Annotated in this window: 24 protein-coding genes; 2 read left to right on the top strand and 22 right to left on the bottom strand. The window is 36.8% G+C overall.

Annotated features, from left to right (window positions below):
- The first annotated feature begins 60 nt into the window (after positions 1-60).
- The gene (locus WC614_02150; GenBank protein MFA5031796.1) at positions 61-1,566 is read left to right on the top strand and encodes a PQQ-binding-like beta-propeller repeat protein; all 1,506 of its coding nucleotides are present in this window, start codon (positions 61-63) and stop codon (positions 1,564-1,566) included.
- A 289-nt stretch (positions 1,567-1,855) separates the two neighbouring features.
- On the opposite strand, the gene WC614_02145 is transcribed toward WC614_02150, so the two are convergent.
- The 22 genes from WC614_02145 to WC614_02040 form a co-directional block, all read right to left on the bottom strand.
- Positions 1,856-2,842, bottom strand: coding sequence for a DUF4097 family beta strand repeat-containing protein (locus tag WC614_02145; GenBank protein ID MFA5031795.1), 987 nt, complete (start codon positions 2,840-2,842; stop codon positions 1,856-1,858).
- A gap of 236 nt (positions 2,843-3,078) precedes the next feature.
- Complete coding sequence (locus WC614_02140) at positions 3,079-3,477, bottom strand: hypothetical protein (GenBank protein MFA5031794.1); 399 nt, start codon at positions 3,475-3,477, stop codon at positions 3,079-3,081.
- Between the two features lie 196 nt (positions 3,478-3,673).
- The gene (locus WC614_02135) at positions 3,674-4,402 is read right to left on the bottom strand and encodes an ABC transporter permease subunit (GenBank protein ID MFA5031793.1); all 729 of its coding nucleotides are present in this window, start codon (positions 4,400-4,402) and stop codon (positions 3,674-3,676) included.
- Positions 4,399-5,097, bottom strand: a complete 699-nt coding sequence (locus WC614_02130) for an ABC transporter ATP-binding protein (GenBank protein ID MFA5031792.1) — start codon at positions 5,095-5,097, stop codon at positions 4,399-4,401. The genes WC614_02135 and WC614_02130 overlap by 4 nt, the downstream gene beginning before the upstream one ends.
- A 318-nt stretch (positions 5,098-5,415) precedes the next feature.
- Positions 5,416-5,796, bottom strand: a complete 381-nt coding sequence (locus WC614_02125; protein ID MFA5031791.1) for a GntR family transcriptional regulator — start codon at positions 5,794-5,796, stop codon at positions 5,416-5,418.
- Between the two features lie 351 nt (positions 5,797-6,147).
- Entirely contained in the window at positions 6,148-6,840 is a 693-nt protein-coding gene (locus tag WC614_02120; GenBank protein ID MFA5031790.1) for an ABC transporter ATP-binding protein, read from the bottom strand.
- On the bottom strand, positions 6,837-7,643 hold the full coding sequence (gene cbiQ, locus WC614_02115) for a cobalt ECF transporter T component CbiQ (GenBank protein MFA5031789.1): 807 nt from the start codon (positions 7,641-7,643) through the stop codon (positions 6,837-6,839). The genes WC614_02120 and cbiQ overlap by 4 nt, the downstream gene beginning before the upstream one ends.
- A gap of 3 nt (positions 7,644-7,646) precedes the next feature.
- Positions 7,647-7,937 (bottom strand): PDGLE domain-containing protein, encoded by a 291-nt coding sequence (locus WC614_02110; protein ID MFA5031788.1) that lies wholly within the window; start codon positions 7,935-7,937, stop codon positions 7,647-7,649.
- A 9-nt stretch (positions 7,938-7,946) separates the two neighbouring features.
- Positions 7,947-8,576 (bottom strand): energy-coupling factor ABC transporter permease, encoded by a 630-nt coding sequence (locus tag WC614_02105; GenBank protein ID MFA5031787.1) that lies wholly within the window; start codon positions 8,574-8,576, stop codon positions 7,947-7,949.
- Positions 8,577-8,585: 9 nt separating this feature from the next.
- Complete coding sequence (locus WC614_02100) at positions 8,586-9,215, bottom strand: hypothetical protein (protein ID MFA5031786.1); 630 nt, start codon at positions 9,213-9,215, stop codon at positions 8,586-8,588.
- 75 nt (positions 9,216-9,290) lie between these two features.
- On the bottom strand, positions 9,291-9,710 hold the full coding sequence (gene nikR / locus WC614_02095; GenBank protein MFA5031785.1) for a nickel-responsive transcriptional regulator NikR: 420 nt from the start codon (positions 9,708-9,710) through the stop codon (positions 9,291-9,293).
- A gap of 276 nt (positions 9,711-9,986) precedes the next feature.
- Entirely contained in the window at positions 9,987-10,346 is a 360-nt protein-coding gene (locus WC614_02090; GenBank protein MFA5031784.1) for a hypothetical protein, read from the bottom strand.
- Between the two features lie 206 nt (positions 10,347-10,552).
- The gene (gene gltX, locus WC614_02085) at positions 10,553-11,950 is read right to left on the bottom strand and encodes a glutamate--tRNA ligase (GenBank protein ID MFA5031783.1); all 1,398 of its coding nucleotides are present in this window, start codon (positions 11,948-11,950) and stop codon (positions 10,553-10,555) included.
- Positions 11,951-12,035: 85 nt separating this feature from the next.
- Complete coding sequence (locus WC614_02080; protein MFA5031782.1) at positions 12,036-12,953, bottom strand: phosphoribosylaminoimidazolesuccinocarboxamide synthase; 918 nt, start codon at positions 12,951-12,953, stop codon at positions 12,036-12,038.
- A 135-nt stretch (positions 12,954-13,088) separates the two neighbouring features.
- Positions 13,089-13,994: a phosphatidate cytidylyltransferase gene (locus WC614_02075; protein MFA5031781.1), complete on the bottom strand. Its 906-nt coding sequence runs from the start codon at positions 13,992-13,994 to the stop codon at positions 13,089-13,091.
- Between the two features lie 77 nt (positions 13,995-14,071).
- The gene (gene uppS, locus WC614_02070; GenBank protein ID MFA5031780.1) at positions 14,072-14,788 is read right to left on the bottom strand and encodes a polyprenyl diphosphate synthase; all 717 of its coding nucleotides are present in this window, start codon (positions 14,786-14,788) and stop codon (positions 14,072-14,074) included.
- 31 nt (positions 14,789-14,819) lie between these two features.
- On the bottom strand, positions 14,820-15,374 hold the full coding sequence (frr, locus tag WC614_02065) for a ribosome recycling factor (GenBank protein ID MFA5031779.1): 555 nt from the start codon (positions 15,372-15,374) through the stop codon (positions 14,820-14,822).
- 9 nt (positions 15,375-15,383) lie between these two features.
- Entirely contained in the window at positions 15,384-16,667 is a 1,284-nt protein-coding gene (serS, locus tag WC614_02060) for a serine--tRNA ligase (protein ID MFA5031778.1), read from the bottom strand.
- 302 nt (positions 16,668-16,969) lie between these two features.
- A complete protein-coding gene (locus WC614_02055) occupies positions 16,970-17,689 on the bottom strand; it encodes a biosynthetic peptidoglycan transglycosylase (GenBank protein ID MFA5031777.1) in 720 nt (239 codons plus the stop codon).
- Positions 17,690-18,030: 341 nt separating this feature from the next.
- Positions 18,031-18,468, bottom strand: a complete 438-nt coding sequence (locus WC614_02050; GenBank protein ID MFA5031776.1) for a DUF192 domain-containing protein — start codon at positions 18,466-18,468, stop codon at positions 18,031-18,033.
- A 336-nt stretch (positions 18,469-18,804) separates the two neighbouring features.
- A complete protein-coding gene (locus tag WC614_02045) occupies positions 18,805-19,944 on the bottom strand; it encodes a THUMP domain-containing protein (protein MFA5031775.1) in 1,140 nt (379 codons plus the stop codon).
- A 17-nt stretch (positions 19,945-19,961) separates the two neighbouring features.
- The gene (locus tag WC614_02040; protein MFA5031774.1) at positions 19,962-20,282 is read right to left on the bottom strand and encodes a hypothetical protein; all 321 of its coding nucleotides are present in this window, start codon (positions 20,280-20,282) and stop codon (positions 19,962-19,964) included.
- A 31-nt stretch (positions 20,283-20,313) separates the two neighbouring features.
- Between WC614_02040 and WC614_02035 the strand changes: the two genes are divergently transcribed.
- A complete protein-coding gene (locus tag WC614_02035; GenBank protein MFA5031773.1) occupies positions 20,314-22,593 on the top strand; it encodes a glycoside hydrolase family 9 protein in 2,280 nt (759 codons plus the stop codon).
- Positions 22,594-22,603 lie beyond the last annotated feature (10 nt).

Raw genomic sequence — 22,603 nt, 5'->3', positions numbered from 1 at the left:
TAAACCATCTAAACTTTTTCCCCTTGACTTTTCCCATTCCAAATATATAAAGAAGCTAATATGTTTATAATCTTATTTATCTTAAACGTCACCTCTACCTATGGGGTTTGGCCTAAATACGGCGGAACACTTGAGAATACACATTTTCAGTGGATGAAAGGCGCTATGAGTGGCACGCCTGACGTTAAGTGGTCTTATGTGACAGGAAGTGGCGTTGAAAGTTTTGGCCCCACAGTTGCTGATATAGACGCTGATGGGAGTATAGAAGTGATTGTGGGAAGTCTTGACTCTAAAGTTTATTCTATTAATGGCTCAACTGGCATCCCAAAATGGAGTTATGCAACAGGGATTTCTATCTATTCTTCAACAGCAGTAGCAGATATAAATGGGAATATAGAAGTAGTTGTTTGCGGTGGTTCTGAACTTTATTGTATTAATGGTGCAAATGGCATTCTGAAATGGAGTTGTACAGCAGGAGGGGGAAACTCTTCGCCAGCAATAGCAGATGTAGATAAGGATGGAAATTACGAGGTGGTTGTCGGGAGTAATGACCATAAAGTTTATTGTCTTAATGGCTCAACAGGTTCCCCGAAATGGAGTTACACAACGGGGGGTGGGGTGTATTCTTCGCCAGCGGTAGCAGATATAGATGGGGATTTGAGTGTAGAAGTGGTTATTGGGAGTGATGATAAAGTTTATTCTCTTAATGGCTTAACAGGTATCCCGGAATGGAGTTATGCAACAGGAGGACAGATAAATTCTTCGCCAGCTATAGCAGATTTAGATGGAGATGGAAGTGAAGAAGTAGTTGTGGGGAGTAATGACTATAAAGTTTATTGTCTTAATGGCTCAACAGGTATTCCTAAATGGAACTATACGACGGGAAGTGCGGTGGAGTCTTCTCCAGCAATAGCTGATGTAGATGGTGATGGAAGTGTAGAGGTGGTTGTCGGGAGTAATGACCATAAAGTTTATTGTCTTAATGGCTCAACTGGTATCCCTAAATGGAGTTATTTTGCTCCCGGTCAAGTTCATCGTAGCCCATCAATTGCAGATATTGATGGTGACAATAAAATTGAAGTGCTTGTCCCAAACTATAACACTGCTTCGCTTATTTCCTTAAATGGTGAAAACGGTTCACTCTTATGGGCAAAGACATTGGCAAGTGATGTTCATGACATAACGATTGCCGATATAGACGGTGATGATTGTGTGGAATTAGTGGTTGGAACATACCATGATAATAAGTTATGGGTCTTAGATGATATGGCGAATGCAACTGGTTGTGGCCCATTTGCTGTGGAAGAACAGTCAACAGTGAACAATAAAAAATTAACCGTAACTGCAAAAAGCATTAAAGATAAAATATATCTTTCACTTCAAAATTCTGCTTTTGTCAAATTGAGTTTATATGATATTACCGGTCGGTTATTAAATGTAATTTATGACGGTAGTTTGTCTTCCGGCAGCTATACTTTTACTCCGACAATTAAGCACTCCGGCATATACTTCGCAATACTAAAAGCAGACAATGCTACCTATCCCCTGAAAATAATAAAATTTTAATCCTCTGTTTGTATCTTAAAACTCTGTGCACTCCATTTTTTTAGTTGGACTTTGTTCCGCAAGGAACTTTATCCAGGTTTGCTGGGCTCTGTGCTATCTATAGTTTTAATCTGTTGTTTTTAACCTCAATTTTTTTATCCTCTGTGTTCTCTGTGGTTAATCTTTCTGTATTCTGTTCTCATGCCAGTCTCTTTCAATCTCTGTTAAAACTCTGTTTTATGTCTTAATCTGTGTCAATCTGTATTAATCTGTGCAATTCTGTGTGCAAAATTTCTGTTATCTGTTATTTTCAACTTTTCTTCTTAATAGTTATTATCTTTATATCCCCATTACTATTCTGTATTTTTAATTCCTTATCGGGATTTCCTATAACAGCTTTTATTTCTTTCCCGTTATCGCTTTTCGTTACGTTTTTTAAATCAATCTTAATGTCTCCTCTGGAATTACAAGCGCTAATACTTAAATTTTTTGTATTACGTATATATGTTTCTATATCACCATTGGATACTGCTATTTCCCCACCCTGTAGGTTCTTTAATGCAACTTTTATATCACCGTTTGTTCCGGAAAAATTAATTAAACTGCTGTCAATATCTCCAACTATGTCTCCGTTTGTATTGGATAAGGAAATTTTGCCTCGTATATGTGTAAAACCTATATCACCGTTTGTACTTGAAAATTCTGCATCATTGTCTTCAACTTTTGCACGAATATCTCCATTTGTAGTTGTAATATTAAGTTTAGAGGTTAAATTCGCATTTACTTCCCCCGATGTAGAAATTATCGAAACCTTTTTTAGACCTTTTGGAACCATAATAGTAAATTCTGTTTCAAAGTAAAAATCATCTTTCCCTAATTCAAAAGTTTTTGCTAATTCTTCCTGAGGCAAGACTTTAATATCCAAAGCGCTATCGTTTTTTTCATAACTTATAACTTGAGGATAATTGTTTATTTCTATTTTCTTTTTTGAATTTGTTCGTAACACTTCTTTAATTCTTATATTAATTTCTTTATCTGTGCTCTCTTTTATTGTAATATTTCCGTTACAATTTTGAATAGTAAATTCGAAACTTCCCGGGACTTCTACCTTGAAAGATTGTTGTTTTGGTAAATAAGAATAGTTCTTGTGAAATTCAAATTCCTTTAAAAGCGTAACATATTTCAAATCTTTATTCTTAACTTTCACATCTATAATCTGACACTGTTCTCTCGCTCCCATAAGCAAAAGTAACGAAATTCCTATCAACGTAAAACTGCAAATACTATGTCTATCCATCTCCCCTCCTCCCTATCTTTCAATTCTTGTTTTTCTGTTTTTCTTATAATCCTGTTAATCCTGTCTTATTCCTCTGCGGAGTTGTCATTCTGATCCCGATTTATCGGGAGAAGAATCTCTCTGTTTCTTGTTCATTTGTTTTTTTGTTTTAACCCTGATTTATTTCTTTTTTCCCTTTGCGATCGGAGTTTACCCCGCAGGAGGCGGGGCGACTCTGCGGTGAACATTTCTCTGTTTTATCTCCTCCCGAAACCTCTTACCCCACCGCAAATCAACCCGCTCACTCCAATCATAAACCCAAAATCATACCCGCGTCCGGTGTTGTTAACCTCGTATATCCTGACGTTGGAATTAAACAAACTGATAATATACGTTACAATAATGATTATCCCATGCCATAACCCTGCCCAAAAACCCGCAGGTTTTGCTCCCGGTAATTTGTATTTTGAGTTTGGTCCTGCTACCGAAAGTTTATTTGCCATTTTTCCCTCCGTTACTTTTACGCTGACCTGCCCTTTTGTCACATAGCTTGAATCCTGAGTTTGAGTACTCAACTCACAATATCCTCTGCTCCCCATAAGCGAAACCAACAAAACTCCCGCTAAAACAAACCCCAAAATCCTCTCTCTTCCCATCTTCCCCCCTCTGCCAAATTTGCCAAAATTTTCCTTTAAAGCATCTCCGCCTTTTGCGGAAATTGATTCCCATTGGCGGGATTCCACTCTTAATTTTTCTGCCTTTTGTTTCTTTTCATTCCAAAATCCGCACTTCTTTTTTAGTTTCTTTTATTTTCTGTTAATTCCGCAATCTGAAATCCAAAATCCAAAATTCCTAGCCCTGTTCACACTTCTCAAGCAATAAACAATCCCCCACAAAAACTAAAACCGCAAACAAAATCCACGTCGCTAACCCCGGAAAAAAATCTCCCGAGACTGAAGACTGTATTTCCGTCCCCGGTATAGATACGTTAAAACTCGCTTCCGGTAAAAAACTAAACACTTTCCATCCTAATGGAAGAAAATAACGGAAAAATCCAATAAACAAAACTATTGCAGTAAAAGAAGCGACGAGTTTCCTAAACCTTAGAAAACAATTGGATGTTATTCGTGGAAATATCTCTATACACATACTCGGAATCCCAATACATAAATAAATCAACCATAATTTCACAACATCCGTTGATTTAATCCATACCGATTCTCCCCACTGCCCTTTTGCAATAAGATAAACCGTAAAAAATGCAATAAAAGAAAATATAATAAAAACAATGCTGTGTACGGCAAATTTTGCCAGAAGAATATGCCATCCGCGAACAGGAAGAGAAAATAAAAATTGCGAAGTATGAAGCTTCCACTCATTCACAAGAGAATGACTTGCGCTGAATATAACTGCAAAGAATATTACAACGATAAAAATCGTACTCAAAGCAAAACATTGCCATAAATAATGCTTATAAAACAACAAAAACAAAAGCTCCAGAATTACAAACCCGGGTAAAATATAAATAAACCACGCTTTCTCCTGCTTTAACTCTTTTAGGAACAGAGATTTGAATTTCATTTGAATACCTCCTTGTAAATATCCGTTATGTTTTTGGAGTATTTTTCCCTTAAATCATCTGCCTTCCCCTGGAGATTAATCTGCCCTTTTTCTATGAAAACTATCTCGTCAAAAAGAGGCTCGGCTTCATCTATTATATGCGTAGCTAAAACAATGCTCTGCTCTTTATAATGGTAAGTCTTGAGTAATGCATCCTGTACTTTTGCTCTCGAAACAAGGTCTATTCCGGAAAACGGGTCATCCAGTAAAACGAGTTCCGGTTTGCGGCAAAGCGCAAGCATTACTCGCACCCTTGTCCTCATACCGTAAGAAAATGTCCCTATCTTCTTGTCCTGCTCAATCGCTAAAAGCTGAAGAAGTTCCGACTCTTTTCCCTTTTCCCAGTCCCTGTAAAAATGAGAAGTAAAATCGAGAATCTCGCGAACCGTCATCCACGGATAAAGAACGTCTAATTCCGAAACATAAGCAATCTTTTCCCGAATCATAGGATTGGGAACCCCACCGAGAACCTTTATCTCACCTTTTTGAGGCTTTATAAAACCCATAATAAGCTTCATCAGCGTAGTTTTTCCGCTGCCGTTAGGTCCCAGAAGCCCGACAATTTTTCCGCGGTCAAGCGAAAGACTGAAATCCTTGAGCGCGTCAACACCGGGATACTTCTTGGTAACGTTTTTTAAGTCCAATACTAATCCCATTATTTCCTCCTTACTTTATAAACTAAATCCACTTAAGTTCTTTTTAAAATTACCCTGCCCTGTCGAAGATCTCGCCGTAGGCGGAGCGGGAGTATGCGTTTCTCAAAAAAACACTCTCCCGGGCTTCAGCCAAAAACCCAAAATTACTTTTTCCCCTCCGCGCCCTCTCTTTTTTATCTCCATTTTGTTATTTATTGTTTCCATAACTTTTAATTTTTCTTTTTTTTATCTTTTTTTTATCTTTTTTTTGCTTCTTCCCTTTGCGATCTCTGCGTCTCTGCGGTGAATTTTTCTCTGTGTTTTTTTATTTCTTTCATTTTATTTTGTTGACTCATTTTCTTTTACAATCTTATTTAACAACTTTGTCATCACGTTTACAGAAATACCGATCTCTTTGATTTCTTTTCCAAACCTTTCCGCGTATTGCGTGGCAAGCTTCTCTTTTTCTTCTTCTATTTTCTTTGCGTCTTCCGTCACAAAAGTCCCCATCCCACGTTTTGATATGAGCATCCCTTCCCTTTCCAATTCGGCATAAGCCCTCGCAACCGTATTCGGATTTACCCCGATCTTTATTGCCATATCCCTCACCGATATAACCTGCTCACCTCTTTTCCAATCCCCTCTGATTATAGCCCTCTTTATCCTATCCATTATCTGCAGGTATATCGCCCCGCTGTTTATATCAATCTTTATTTCCATTGTATTATTTAATAGTGTATTAGCACACTAATACACTATTTTTATTTGTCAAGGAAAAATGTTATTTTCCCGCTTTCTGTGTGTGTTTCTGGGGTTATGGTTTGTGATTTATGGGGGTGTTCTTTTTTTTAGTAGCGTTTTGTCATTCCCGCGAAAGCGGGAATCCATTGCTTAAGTGTCTTTCTTCTGCTGTCCATGCCGCCTTTTTTATCTAATCCTGTAAATCCTGTCTAATTTTTTCTGTATTATGTTTTCTGTGTTGCTTTTTATGAATCCTGTGTCAATCTGTGTAATCTTGTGGTTTGATATTTTTTTCTCTGCGGTGAATCCTTCTGTTGTCTGTTAATGATATTATAGATTAAACTTACTATATAGCTCTTTTATATCTTTTACATTTTCCGTTATTTCAAGTATTTTACCTTTATTTAATAACATAATTTTATCGCAGAGGTCTATAATCATCTGCAAGTCATGGCTCGCAATTATTTTAGTTCCTTCAACTTTAGAAATCAACTCAATAAACCGATTTTTTGCCCACGGGTCAAGCTCACTCGTCGGCTCATCCAGTAATAAGATTTTGGGAGACATTGATAATACAGTGGCTAATGCAACCCTTTTTTTCTCGCCAAAACTTAAATGATGAGTAATCCTCTCTTCAAATCCCGATAATCCAACATTAAGAAGAGCCTTTTTTACACAACAGTCCACTTCGTCTTTTGAAAATCCAAGGTTCATAGGGCCAAAAGCAATATCCTCATACACTGTCGGCATAAATAACTGGTCATCCGGATTTTGAAAAACAAAGCCTAAATCCTTTCTTATACTTTGTACATTGCTTTTTGTAAGTTCCGTATTACAAATTTTTATTTCCCCTTCAAAAGGGATTATCCCGCATAACGCAAGAAATAACGTTGTTTTTCCCGCGCCGTTTGGACCGATTATTCCAAGTGTTTCATTCTCTTCTACGACGAAATCTATCCCGTTGATTGCTTTCAATCCGTTTGGATAAAGATAACTTATATTACGACATTCAATTGCTTTCATTTTATTAGAAACCTTATAACGACCATACAAACTAAAGATAAAGACAGAAATAAGACATCATATCCATTGATTTTTAATCTGTCCAGTGTTTTTGTGTCCCCGGTAAAACCTCTTAAACACATAGAAGTATAAATTTGTTCCCCCTGGTTATACGATTTAATAAAAAGCGTGGCAATGATATTCCCTAATATTCTTGCCTGTGATAAAAAAATGCTTTTCTTTTTGCCTTTAAAAGACCGTAACTTCCTTGCCCTATCAATAAGAATAACCTTTTCCTGTATAATAAAAAGATAACGATACATCAAAGACAGAATCATTATAAAAATAAAAGGAATGCGTAACTTTTTCAGTCCTTCCAATAAACTGTTGAATTGTGTGGTAGCCGATAGGATAATTAATGTTAACGCAGACAAAAATGCCTTAATAAATATATTCCAAAAAATGAGAAGACCCTCATATGTTACGTTTACCTTAAATAACCGGAAATTGTAAGAACCGGCTATTTCCCCGTTTTTCAAAAAAGGAATAAATATCCCGATTAATAAAACAAACGGAATAATTACTAAAGACCTTTTAAGAATATATAATAGCGGGATGCCTGATGTTATCGCTATTATAAGGATAAATATCAAGTAAAAAAGAAATTTTATGAAATAAGAGGGCGGAGTGAATACTACAAAAAAAATAAAGAATAAAGAAAATAGAAATTTTATCCTTGAGTCTAACCTGTAAATAACGCTGTTACCGACTTTACCTGCCTGCTTGTTAGACAGATAGGTAAAGTTATCTAAATAATTTGTCATAATTTATTGCTCTTTCTTCTTGGAAACCAATGCAGTTACTCCAAAAGCTAACCCGAAAACAAGCAAAGTCCCTACTATTCCTGCGACGGAAGTGGATATCTTTTCGTGTTTTATGCCCGGAATTAAGTAATCAGGTAATGGACTTTTTATAACGTTATGCCCTTCGCCCTTTTCAATAAATTCTTTGTTTATGGCTACTCTTTCCAATCCATCCGGGGATGAAGATGCAAAAGGAGAAATAAAAAGCGCAAGAAAACATGAAACTACTAACCCGGTGAAAATTATCTTTTTCATAGAACCCCCTTAGACCAACTTATCAAGCTCCAGTAAATCAGGTCTTACTTTTAATAAAAAACTGAAAACAAAAAATGTGATTACCCCTTCTCCGATACCTATAAAGATATGGACAATAGTCATCGCAGGAAGCGCAATGTTCAGCGGCACAATCCCGGAAATGCCTAACTCAAGAGAACAGGCTATTGCTGCAGCTACTGTTGATACCAAACCTGCAATAAATACCCGGCTCAATAAGTTTTTTTTGTTTTTACCGAAAGCAATATAAAGGTAGTATCCTATAAAAGGGCACACTATAGCCATATTAAGTACATTCGCTCCTAAAGCAGTTAGTCCGCCATCCTGGAAAATTAAACACTGGACGACAAGTACTACAGTCAATACAATTGTACCCCCCAGGGGACCCAACAATATGCCGGCTAAAGCTCCTCCGATAAAATGTCCCGATGTTCCACCTGCAACCGGGAAATTAAGCATCTGCGCCGCAAAAATAAAAGCAGCTAATACTCCGTATAAAGGAATATGTTTATCTCCTATTTTTTTCTTAGCTTTTGCAAAGGCTAACACTAAAACCGTCCCGGAAAATGCCGCAGCCGTTATGGCAGTCTTTGCATCTAAAAATCCGTCAGGTATATGCATTTTATCCTCCTAAAATTCATAATGTAAACCTACCGTTAATAACTTATTTTTTATATTGTAACCCGTATCCAATGCTATACAATCTTTTATATGTATTCTGCCCCCAAATAAAATACCTTCTTCGTTCAATATTTCTCCCACAATATCAACTTTCTTAACCGGAAATTCAAATGCGCCCGAATAACTTATTTCACCTTTTTCCCCTGAGATTCCCGTGTATTCATACCCTAGATTAAAATGTACGCTTATGAAACTCAGTTCCTTTGAAAAAATACCATTGATGATGTAATCGGATGTCCCAAGTTCATTCGTAAAACTAAACGATACCATATCTTTTACAAGCATAAACTTCATACCAATTCCCGAAGGACAAAATATGTCTTCTTCCAAAGGTTTTACCTGCAATGGCAAAGAAATGCCGATGTCCATCCTGTCTGTTATCCCGTGTTTAAAACTTATATTCCCAATTTGCTCATCGGAAGTTATATCATATCCTGTTTCTAACTCGTATTTTCCTTTTTCAACCACGCCTGCATCATCCGTGCAAAGCGGTCTCGCCCCCAAAGCAACAGCAATAAAAACATAATTCGACAAAAACAAACAGAGACCTCCTAAAACCCTACCGCTCCCCTTCCTCATACTACCCCCATTTCCCATATTAAGATATTACAAAAATAAAAATAGTAATACTATATGATAAAAAATTTTTAAACATTAGGATATGTTTTTTCCGGTGCTTGTTGTGGTTAGTTTGCCGTGTTTTACTCCGCGTATACTTATCAGCTTTTCTGCCATATCTTTTATGTCTCTCCCTTTTCCCTTTACGATAATAACTTCCAGGCAATTATGGTTATCAAGATGTATATGAGTTGAAGAAACTATAATATCGTTATGATGGTGCTGAAAATCCATTAATTTATCCAACAGTTCTCTTGTGTCGTGGTCATATACGATTGTAATAGTCCCCACAACTTCCCTATTATCTTCCGTCCATTCCTGCTCTATGAGGTGTGCCCTTATCAAATCCCTTATAGCCTCCGAACGCGAGGGAGAATTCTTCTCCGCAATAAGTTTGTCAAAAGATTCCAATAACTTCTCAGGCAGCGATACCGCAAACCTTATTATATTTTCCATAGTATTACTTTTTTATAATAAGTAATACTGTTTGTCAAGAAAAAGGTAATCTCCGTTTGTCATTCTGAGCGTAGCGAAGAATCTCAACCTCTGTAAGGGTAGGTTGGGGCATTAGTCCAACTTGCCATGTTCTGTTGGGAATTCTCTTTTAATCCCTGTTTGATTTTTCTTTTATTCGTGTAAATTCGCGTTCATTCGTGGATAAATATTTCTGTCTTTTTCTTTTTTATCCCGTACTTAACCTACTTAACCTACTCACCTCACTTACCTTACTTTTCACGCAGCCCACCACTTAAATAATAAAAAAACAGCCAAACCAATAACTGCAAGACACTCAAAGATTTCCATAGAACGCGAAGGATGTAAAAACTCTTCCTTCAAATATTCACTAAATCGCGTTTTTTTGACAAACCTACCCTCAAACTTCTTTTGAAACTTTTCCTTGGCAGCTTCTTTTACCTCTATTTTCCCGCTTAAATCTACAAACCTCTCATACTCTTCATTAGTTAATTTTTTTTTGGCATTAAGCCTCTCAAACTCCTCAACCAACGTATTCTGCCCTGCCGTATCCTCCTCCGCCACAACAGTCATCGCCCCACAAACAATCATTCCCAAAATTATAATCAATTTTTTCATTAGCATAATCTTAAATTTCAAATACTCACCCACTCAACTTACTTACCTTACTTACCCTACTCAACTTATAGCAAGCTCTTAGAACTTTAGTTCTTACTTACAAGCCCTTATGTTAATTAGGGATTGTTGTCCAGAGTCTTTTACTGGAGAGATTTCTATCCAGCTCCGCTGGACTCTGTGCTCTCTGTGGTTGAATTTATCTGTTTTCACTTTATCCACTTCATCGTTTTCTCAATCCTCTGCATAACTCTTTCCTTCCCCAGCACTTCAACCAAATGGAAAAGGCTTGGTCCTACGGTTTTCCCTGTCAATGCAAGCCGCAACGGATGAATTAATAACCCTGCACCGATTCCAAGCTCTTCGGCTATTTTTCTTATAACCGCCTCTATGTTCTCAACACTAAATTCCGTTAATTCGGATAACCTTGTCTTTAATAACTCCAACCTCTGCTTCCCTTCCTGTGTAAGATATTTTCCCGCTCCCTTTTCATCATACTCCGTCGGCTCAATAAAGAAATAACTTTCCATATCCAATAACGTCTTCATCCTCGGTTTTAATAACGCAATTACCTTTTTAATATATTCATCATTTCCCATTAATAATTTATTGCTTGGCTCAAAATTCTTTATTCTTTCAAGTAATTCATCATCACTTAACCTATTAATATGCTCCCCGTTCATCCATTCCAGTTTCTGGTAATCAAAGATTGAACCCGTTACACCCAGTTTATCAAGAGAAAACTCCGATATAAGTTCTTCCATACTCAAAACTTCCCTATCCCCTCCCGGCGACCAACCGAGCAAAGCAAGGAAATTAACAAGCGTTTCAGGTAAAATCCCTTTGTCTCTGTATTCCAGCACAGAAACTGCTCCATGCCGTTTTGACAGTTTTGAACGGTCTGCCCCAAGAATCATTGGTACATGAATAAACACCGGCGGTTTCCACCCAAATGCTTTATATATTATGATTTGTTTGAACGTATTTGAAATATGGTCTTCTCCTCTTAAAATATGTGTAATTCCCATTTCGTGGTCATCCACTACACAGGCAAAATTATAAGAAGGCGTTCCGTCCGATTTCATTAGAATAAAATCTTCTATGTCGTGTAAGTCTTTTGTAAGTTCCCCGTGCAGTTTATCCATAAAACTTACTTTTCCGTCTGATTCAGTAAAAAACCTTACAGCCGAAGGTCTCATTATCCATTTTTGTCTTTCGTCCGCAGGTAAACTAAGACAGGGACGGTTACATTTCCACGATTTTTTCTCTGCAAGAGCATTCTGTTTACGTGGTTTTAAGTCTTCCTCGGTACAGTAACAGAAATCGCAGAGTTTGGTCTTTATCAATTCTTCTGCATTCTTTTTGTAATTTTCCAGTCTGTCACACTGCAATATGGGACCTTCATCCCAGTTCAAACCCATCCACTTCAAACTGTCTATTATGGATTGAGTCATTTCCTGTGAAGAACGTTTAATGTCGGTATCTTCAATTCTAAGGACAAACTTTCCTTTCTGATTTCTTGCAAGCAACCAGTTAAAGATTGCAGTTCTTGCCGTTCCTACGTGTAAGTATCCTGTCGGTGACGGCGCTATTCTAACTTTTATCATTTTTTTCCCCCAATACCAACTCAATTAGTTAAGTAAGTTGAGTGGTTAAGTAAGTTAAGTGGTTTCCAGAATCTTTTTTCCCTTACTAACTCACAAAATACTTCCCTTTCTCATAAAGAGGTTTTTCTTTTTCCCCTGTCGTTATCAACCGTACTGCATCCATATATTTTTCTCTTGTTTTTTTCACTATTTCATCCGGCAACTCAGGTACCGGCGGCTGTTTATTCCATTTTATGCTTAAAAGATAATCCCTTACAAACTGTTTATCAAAACTCTTTTGCGATTCTCCCTCAACGTAATCCGAAACCGACCAGAACCTTGATGAATCCGGCGTGAAAACTTCGTCTATTAATATTATCTGGTTATTCAACATCCCAAATTCAAACTTCGTATCTGCTATTATTATTCCTTTTTTTCGTGCATATTCAGCCGCAAACGTATATAAAGCTATACTTTTTCTCCTTAACGAATCTGCAACTTCATCTCCCACAAGTTTTCTGCATTGTTCGAAATTTATCGGCATATCATGCCCCTCGGTTGCCTTTGTTGTAGGTGTAAATATTGCTGCCAGCAGTTTTGACGACTCTACCAGCCCTTTTGGTAACTGGATTCCACATACCGTTCCGCTTTTTTGGTATTCCTCCCACCCACTCCCTGCAAGCCATCCTCTTACGACACATTCTACGGGAATAACCGAAGTCTTTTTAACAAGCATTGACCGCCCTTCTAAAATGGACTTATATTCTCTTAAATTAGATGGGAATTCATCCACATCCGTTGCGATTAAATGGTTTGGGATAATATCTTTGGTCAGTTCGAACCAGAACTTGGATAGCTGCGTAAGGACTTTACCTTTATCGGGAATTCCGGTGGGGAGTATAAAATCAAAAGCAGAAATCCTGTCCGTAGCCACGATAAGCAACTCTGAGCCCAAATCATATATGTCTCTAACTTTTCCGCGAGAAATCAAAGGAATGCCTTTTAGATTAGTTTCTAATACCATTATTCCTCCTATATTCTTTCTGATACTTGTATAATACCCAATATCTATTTGATATACCTTAAATGTTGAATATTAAATCTGCAACTAAAAAATAAAAAACTATGAATTAATTTATGAGTTTTTTCCGGAGTGGTCTTATCTGCCTACAACAAACAACGTCAAATAATAGTAAACAAGAGGGGCTACAAACAAAACCGAATCAAACCTATCAAGAAATCCACCATGTCCGGGAATGGTTGAGGATGCATCTTTTATCCTGACATCTCTCTTTAATAAAGATTCTACCAAATCTCCCATTGGAGACAAAAAGGCGCTCCCCCCACCAAGTATTAAACAATCCAGAACATTTAACCACGGCGCAAGAAATGCTCTTACTAAAAACATACTGATTATTCCCATAAGCCCACCGGATATACAACCTTCCCACGATTTCCCCGGCGACACACGCTTTAAAATCTTATGTTTGCCAAATTTATTCCCTACGAAATACGCAGTGATATCATTTGACCATGCAAGCACAAACGGTATAAGCGTATATACTGCGCCCAAACTGTAAGCGTCTGCGAATATGCTACCCCTTGGATTAAACATATAAAATTTAAGATTATGTATATTATGGAACGCTTCGTGATGATATAATAATACCGGAATCTGTCTTAATAATATTAAATGACTAAAAAGCCATCCTACATACAAAACTCCAAACATTGTCCCCGAAATATGGTATATTGCTCTGTCCATATTTCTTCTGTATAATTCGGAAATGGATACAAACATTAAAAGTGCAGTAAGAGTCAAAAGAGTATAAAGATGCGATGCATAAAAAGATGCCCAACCAAGAGTTAAAGCTGCAAGTACACCTATAAAAATAAAAGGTTTAAGCCCGCGTTTCTCCAATATCTTATAAAATTCATAAGCTCCTAAAGCAATGCCTAATTCAATAAACAACAAATAATATATACCGCCTGTGTAGGCAACGAATATAAGGACAGGAATAAATAAAACCGAGGTTATTACCCTATAAAAAAGTTCACTTTTCACTTGCCTTGATTTTAGTTACAAAACTCATTTTTTTCTGTCTTATCTCTTTTAATCCGCACTCCAAATTCCAAAATTTTCTATCTTCTGCCAAATCTCCGATTCCTTTGCTGATACCATTTTAGAGCCTCGATAAGAGCGGGAGTTTTGAAATCAGGCCATAAAATAGGCGTAGTATATATCTCAGTATAAGCAAGCTGGTAAAGGAAAAAATTAGAAACCCGTTGTTCGCCGGATGTCCTTATTAAAAGGTCGGGATCCGGTAATTTGGGTGCGTAAAGATAATTACGAAAACTATTTTCAGTTATACGCTTTGTAGGTCCCGTAATCTTATGAATGGCATCTATTATCTCTGCTCGCCCGCTATATGATAATGCAAGCGTTAGTTGCAAGCCGGTATTATGACTTGTGGATGTTAGCGCTTTATCCATTCTTTGTTTTATAGAAGGCGGAAATTTACTCAATCTACCAATGAATTGAACCGCTACGTTATTTCTATTTAGTTCGGGGAGTTCTTTTTCTAAATGTTTCTCGAGAAGAGTTAATATCGCTTTTATTTCTGCAGGAGGTCTCTGCCAGTTTTCTTCGGAAAATGTATAAAGTGTAAGAAATTTTATTCCTAAAGACCCACAAGATTCGACCATTTCCCTGACAGAAGCAATGCCTTGTGTATGCCCGTCAACTATAGGCTTTTTTCGCTGTGTTGCCCATCTTCCATTGCCATCCATAATAACTGCAACGTGAATAGGAAGATTATTCTTTATTAAACCATGCTCTTCTATGTTTATATTTTTCATAGTTCTATCCTTTTTTCTCCTGCACCTTTCTTTATCCTTCCATTATCTCTTTTTCTTTTTTGGAAAGTAACTCATCTATAATTTTTATCTGTTCTTCCATAATACGCTGGATTTCTTTCTCTCCCCTATGACCATCATCTTCGGGAAGGTCTTTAATGGCTTTTATTTTTATAACCTCATCTCTTCTTATGTTTCTTAAAGCAACTCTTGAATCTTCTGCGAATTTTTTAACAAGTTTTATCAAACCTTGCTTTCTTTCTTCCGTTAATGAAGGAATAGGAAGTTTTACCGCTGCGCCATCGTTGGAAGGCGTTAATCCTATACCGGATTTTAGTATTGATTTCTCAATTTCAGAAATAAGATTGCGGTCCCATGGTTTTATTACTATTAGTTTTGGGTCAGGACAAGCTATTGAAGCTACTTGTTTTATAGGTAAAGATGTCCCGTAAGAATCAACTTTCAACCCTTCTACTAAAGCAGTAGAAGCACGCCCTGTTCTCGTAGTCCCAAGTTGGTGTTTAAAAAGCTCTATACTGTGAGCCATTTTCTCCTTCATATTTTTATATATTTCATCCAAAGGTCCCATTTTCCCCCCCTAAGTTTCTTGAGTTTTCTTTTTAGAATCTATTTTATCAATTCCACCCATATATGGTCTGAGAACTTCCGGAATTACTATTCCTCCGTCCGCAGTCTGGTACTGCTCGATTAAAGTAATAAATAATCTCGGCGTTGCTACACCGGACCCATTTAATATATGAACGGCCTTCATCTCACCTTTATCCCTGAACCTTATTTTTGCGCGCCTTGCCTGGAACCCTTCACAATTACTGCACGAAGAAACTTCAAGCCATTCCTTGCTCGCAGGTGCCCATAGCTCTATGTCATAAGTCTTTGCAGAAGCAAAACTCATATCGTTTACGGGTAATAGAATTACCCTGTATGTTAGCCCTAATAACTTTAATACTTCTTCTGCTTCTTCAAGTAATATTTCCAACTCCTGGTAAGAAGAATCAGGATGGACAAATTTTATAAGTTCAACTTTATTAAACTGGTGTAATCGTCTTAATCCTTTTGTCATTTTTCCGTAAGAACCTGCTTCTCTTCTGAAACACGCAGTATACCCAACGTATTTAATTGGAAAATCTTTTGCATCCAATACCTCTTCCTGGAATAAATTTATTACCGGCACTTCAGCTGTCGGATTAAGGAATAAATTATCTTTTCCTATAAAATACATATCTTCTTCAAGTTTTGGTAACTGTCCCGTATGGAACATCGATTTCGGGTTAACCAAATAAGACGGTAAAATTTCGGTATACCCCTGTTTAATATGCAAATCTAACATAAAATTAATAAGCGCCCGTTCAAATCTTGCTCCAAATCCCTTGTAACACGGGAAATTGGAACCCACTACTTTAGTACTGCGTCTAAAATCAACCATATCCAATGATTCACATAACTCATCGGAAGTCTTCGGGGCAAATTCTTCAAATGCAAGAGGAGTCCCGTGTTCTTTTATTGTTGTTACGGTTTTAAGAGGAACCGATGCATCCGGAATATTTGGCATCCAGCTTATTAACGTATAGAGTTCGGTTTCTATTTCTGTAATTTCTACTGTCAATTGGGATTCGGATTCGGATAACTGACGGGATTGTTTTATCAAGTCCTCTGCTTTGTCACCTTGCCCGGACTTTTTAAGCTCTGCTACTTTGAGGGAAATTTGTTTTTGTTCAGCCCTGATAGCATCTCTTCTTTTTACGAGGTCCCGTCTCTTTAAATCAAGAAGCGTAAACTTATCAACATCAACGGATTCGCCCTTGAGTTCTGCCGACCTTTTTATAAGCTCAAAATTATTCCTTATAAACTCAAAATCAAACATAGTGTCTATGTTATATACTCAATCGCTTATTGTCAAGCTTAAAAAATGTTCCCATAAATGATATCAAACCACTTTCAGAATAATCAAAATATTTCCCTTTTTCATTCTTTCTGCCCTTCTCTTTTTTATCTGCGTTTAGTTAGACTTTGTGATATGGGAGAATTATTCCAGTTTATCCGGCTCAGCTGGACTGTTTTTATATTCTCTGTGTTCTCTCGGAGTATTATCAGAGTGTCCCTTTGGTTATATTCTCTACTCTCTGCGAACTTTGCGCCTTTTTGTTTTGTGCTAATCTCTTGCTATTACTTCTTATCGTAAATCGAAGGAAAATAAGACGAGGGCGCCAAACCTTTCTGAGTCTCTTCATCTAATTGTCCGTAATAAATATCCATTAAGCTTTTTGGTTTATATTCTCCCAGTATTACGCTTATTAATCTTTCTGTCCGCTCCAAATTTGCTTCAGGTCTATTTAAAATATTAAAGTTTTGGGGTGCAATTATCATAGCAACAATAGACAGGTATTCTCTTTCGGTTAACTGATTTATTGGTTTATTATAATAAATATTTGCTGCTTTATCAAAACCAATAACCAGCTTGTTATTTACATTCCCAAGATAAACATTATTAATAAATAACCGGAGCTGATCGTTTTTTGAAACCAAAGAATTTAATGCAAATACTGCTATTAAAGTCTGTTTGAGTTTGGCGAAACCGGGTTTGAAATGACTAAAATAGTATATTTTTACAAGTCCCTGGGTAATCGTTGTTATTCCTGCCCCGGGAGTTTTCAAATCCATACCGTTATGTTTGTAAAAATTAGGGTCTTCAATTGTTAATAAAGCATCTATCTGCCATTGATTTAAGTCGCTTAGTTTTAAAGTCATATTATCCGCGTTCAATGCTTTTTTTATTATCTTAGGTGTATCTATTCGAGCTTTTATTACTACGATTGTACAATAACTCAAAATTACTGCAACAAACAATATAATTACTCTAAAAGTAATTTTTAAAAATCTTTTCATTTTTACTCCTCTGTCTTCCAACTTACCAACTATCTTGCATACGGTTTGTCATTCCCGTGGAAACGGGAATCCATTTTATTTATGTATTGTTTTTTCTGTCATTCTGAGCGAAGCGAAGAATCTCGTTTTTACTTTTATCTTTCTTTTACCATGTAAATTATCTTTTTTTGTATAATCCTGTCTTTCTTATTTTATCTTTGTCTTTATTTCGTGGTAACAAGCTCTTTGATGATAGTCATTAGATATCCTAGGGGCAAGTTTGTAGGTGTTTTAATTTTTGATATGTATTATCTCTAATCTGTAAGCTATTTTTGATATTTGCATTTTGATATTTAATTTTTCTACCGTATTCCCTTTACCCTATCCCCTACTTTCACATTATGTCTTCTAAACCACCCTTGGTTTACTTCTATGGCATATTTAACGGGTATTATGGATATATGAAAACTTACAGTATCAAGCGGCGCCATATCTTCAATTTGGACTATCTTTTTGCTTTCTGTAACAAAGGCAATGGATAATGGAATATACGTATTTTTCATCCAGAAAGAGTGATAATCGGGTTCCTTAAAAACAAAAAGCATTCCCTTATTTTCCGGCATTTTTTTGCGATACATAAGTCCACGTGCCATTGTAGAAGGTGTGTTTACTATTTCTACCTGTAAGTCGGCATTTCCCATCTTTATTTTATGGAATTGAGTATTTTTGAAACCAAATCCCCAGAAAAGTCCGGCAACTACTATAACCAAACCCGCCATTTTTAATTTTTTAGAATCCATACTCATATTTTGATGGTATATTAATTTACTATAATGTCAATAAATTATCCCTATTCTTCTTTTCCTTTCTCTTCTCTGAGTTCTCCTTTTTTCTCTGTGCTCTCTATAGTTTTTGTTTTATTTGTTTTCTGTTATTTTCAACTTTTTTACTGCTTTTATATCCTGTTAATCCTGTCTGATTTCTTTTCTCTGTTTGCAGTTTCTCTATAATTTTCTTTTCTCTGTGTACTCTGTGGTTAGACTTTTCTGTTCTCTGCGGTGAAGAATTCTTCTCTGTTTTTCTGTTACAATTAGTTACAATCTGTCTCTACTTGTTACCATTTGTTACTATCTGTCCTAATACATATCAAACCTAACCAATCTTCCATCCAGCGGACCATTCATCAGCGGTTTCTTCCATCGAGGCTTTAATCCGATTTTTGAAATCAACTCCCTGTCTCCAAAATAAATATAAGCTTCCGCCCCTTTACACTTCTGCTTTAAGAAATCTCCCAAGTCTTTATATAATTCCGCAACTTCATCCTTTTCGCCCGTGCGAATTCCATAAGGTGGATTACATACTATGATAAAATTTTCCAGGCTTTTAATATTCTTAAAACTCAGTATACTAAGTTTTATTTTATCGCTATATGGCAAATTACGAATATTGTTTCTTGTGTATTTTATTGCCTGCCCGGAAATATCACATCCCGAAATCATCCCGTCCGGAAGTTCACGGGAGTTCGACTTAGCTTCGTTTTTTACCTCTTCCCATATATCTTTATCAAAATCCGGCAATAATTCAAACCCAAATCGTTTTCTGAACATTCCCGCAGGAACCTTGCAGTAATTTATCAATGCTTCGCTAATCAGTGTTCCCGAACCGCACATTATGTCATAAAGAGGTTTTGACCCGTCCCATTCGGTAAACTTAATAATTGCCGCCGCCAACGTTTCCTGCATAGGGGCTTCGACTGCTTCTTTACGATATCCCCTGCGATGTAACGACCCTCCTGATGTATCAAAGTTTATTGTCGCCCTGTTGTTTTCAATATGCAGGTTTAACCAGACATCAGGTTTTTCAGTATCAATATTAGGTCTCTTATTAAACTTCTCCCTGAAATAATCTGCAATGGCGTCTTTCAAACAAAGTGCCGCATAATGAGAATGTCCAATCTTACTATTGGATACGTTGGCAAATATTGCAAAAGTATTATCTACGTTCAAAAACTCACTCCATTCTATTGTCTTTGCTTTTCTATATAGATATGGGGTATTGTGGCATAGAAATGATGTCAACGGAGCTAAAACTCTTGTAACAAGCTGGGACATATAATTTATTTTATACAAAGTGGCTTTATCCGCTCCGAAATAAATTCCCCTGTAAGCAGGTACAATGTCTTTTGCGCCAAAATCTGACAGCTCTTTGATAGCAAGTTCCTCTATTCCTGTGGAGACTTGAGCAAAAAATCTATTTGTTGTCTGGTATTCAAGCATAATTTTGTTGGGAAAAACTAATCCGGGAGTTCTCTCGAGATAACTCCATTCAAGCTGGCAAGTAGTTTATCGAGGTCAATTTTGTACTTCTTTGCAATTTCTTCAATCGTTCCCCATAAAGGTTCACCGTCTACCATACAGGGGATTTTGTACTCTATAAATACGTCTACGGTATCAACGGAAATGTCCAGCACTTCCTCAATACTCATATCTTTGGTTATTTCATCCATAAAATTTAATTTTAAGTTAACCAAATAATTTAACTCGTCAATCTTTTTTCGTAAGAGATAAATAATTTTTAGTTGAAATAGTTTTACAACAAAATTTTTTATTGACATTTTATAAATAAAGTTAAAGTGTAAAAGTTAAATGCATAAATTATTTGTTATATTATTTCTTATACTTGGGCTTACCCGACTGGAAGCAGAAAAACCAACAGGAATTTTCGGCAATGATTGGGTTTTCAGAAAAGATATCCCGGTACTCTCAAGCGTAAAAAACACAAAACTCTCTGCATATATTTACCAGAAAAATACAAAACTTCGGCTTGTATTTTATACTCCGGAGAAAACAAAAAAAGTAAATACCGTTCTAATGTTTGACCCGAAATACTTCTTTGTCAAAGGGACTCCTGTTTTAGTAGATACTCTCACAAAAGAACAAAGCAATATAGATTATACTTTTAAAGATGACAGGTTAAGATTTAAAGTAGATGTAACGAACAAACCTAAATACATAGAGATGGATGTAATCTCACGCAAATTAGGAAACCAGGGGGCATTAACAACGGAAGATAAACTTAAACAAGCGCGGACAATTAGGAGAATTTCGCCCCAAACGAACAGCTGGTCTCCGTTAGCTAAAAATCAAATAATCGCCCAAACCACATTAAGGCCAATAATATGTTACGGCGGGTACGACATAAACAGTGAAAAAATAGCAATCATCTGGGGAAATGATAAAAAACTTACCGGTAGATTTGAAATAATAAACGCTCTTAATAATAGGCAATTTCCTGCAACACAACCTGTCGTATATACCGGAAAATTGAAAGAAACAGGTTTTCATATCTGGGGCGGCAATAACTATATTGCCGATTTCTCGGATTTCAAAAAAGAAGGATTATATCTCGTAAGAGTAATGATAAATGAGACGGATGAAGTTACGGATTCTTACGTTTTCCCGATTAAAAAAGGCTTATATATTGACCTGTCACAGAAGGCGGCTAAGTGGTTTTATTACCAGAGGTGCGGGACAGAAGTTCCCGGTTTCCACGAACTCTGCCATACAAAAGATGCCGTAATTAAGACAAACGGCGATACCGTTGACATTACCGGTGGTTGGCATGATGCCGGGGATTACGGAAAATGGATATACTCGGGAGCAAGCGGAGTATTGGCTCTCACAACTTTACAGGATGCATTTGGAAAAGATATTAAAAACGAGCAAACAGAAGCCTCAACTTCTCCAATCTCCGGGCTAACGGAAGAAGCTTTATGGGAAGCCGAATATTTTTGTAAGGCATACTGGGACAGTGCTTTTCACGAAGGGTTCACACCCGATTTCGACGATGTGTGTACCTGGCTTGGAGCGCCCGAAACGGAATCACCACGAATCATTCACGAAACGGATATGTTACAAAATATATATGGTATATACAAAAGCCCTGGGATAAGTTTGGTAGGCGCCTCAATGGCAAGAACAGCAAGACAGATATTATCCTATAATAAAGAACTCCCTGAAAGATACAAAAGAACTGCAGAAAAATGTGTATATATTGCAAAAGAGTTATATGAAATTGACAGTCATCGAGATATCAAAGCAAATCCAAATTCATATCTCGGAATTCAGACAGGATTACTTATGACTGCGCTTGAGTTATATGAAATTACCGGAGATAAAAAGTACCAAGAAGGCGCGGAAGCAAACGCTAAAAACATATTAAAACTACAGGACAAAGATGGGATATTTTATTCCGATGAAGCAAGGACTTCCGGGAAAAATGAAATGTGCTCTTTTTACTTAGTTGCGTTGTACGAGTTTTTTAGACGGAACCCGGAAAACAATTTGAATCCTCAAATAAAAACTGCCTTTAAGTTATGGGCAGATTATAATATGCAGTTTGTAAATGTATCTAACTTTGGATTAATCGGAAATAAAGAAAAAGATGGAACCGTAAGAAACATACGGTATCGTGCAAATTCCCAAATTGGGGCATTTGTCTGGGGAATGTCGACTGCCGCGCTTTTACTGAAAGAGCATAAATACTTGACAACAGCAGAAAATAATTTACGGTGGATAATAGGTTTTAATTCGGCGGACATATCAATGATGGCTGGAATCGGGAAGAATCCCGGGTGTTATCACCACCGGTATTGTTTTATGAAAGGGTGCGAGGATGGTATTGTACCGGGTGGCATATTAAATGGTATAGTTCCGGGGAACGGTAAGTTACTAGACCTCGGGGATACCGATACAAGAAACTTCGTAGCAGGAGAATTTCCCGTTGATTATCCTATAATGGATACCGGCGTATGGGGTTGGACTTATTCCTGGATGACAAGTGAATACTGGATACCAAATAATTCATGGTTTATATTAGGCGCAATACAGTTACAAAAAGCATTGGCTTCAATGCAAACCAAATAATATAGGGGAG

The organism is bacterium (assembly GCA_041649255.1).
Lineage (GTDB): Bacteria > Hydrothermota > UBA3073 > JACQXS01 > JAQTXJ01 > JAQTXJ01.
The sequence above is the reverse complement of the archived record's forward strand: the minus strand, read 5'-3'. Positions and strand labels throughout refer to the sequence as shown.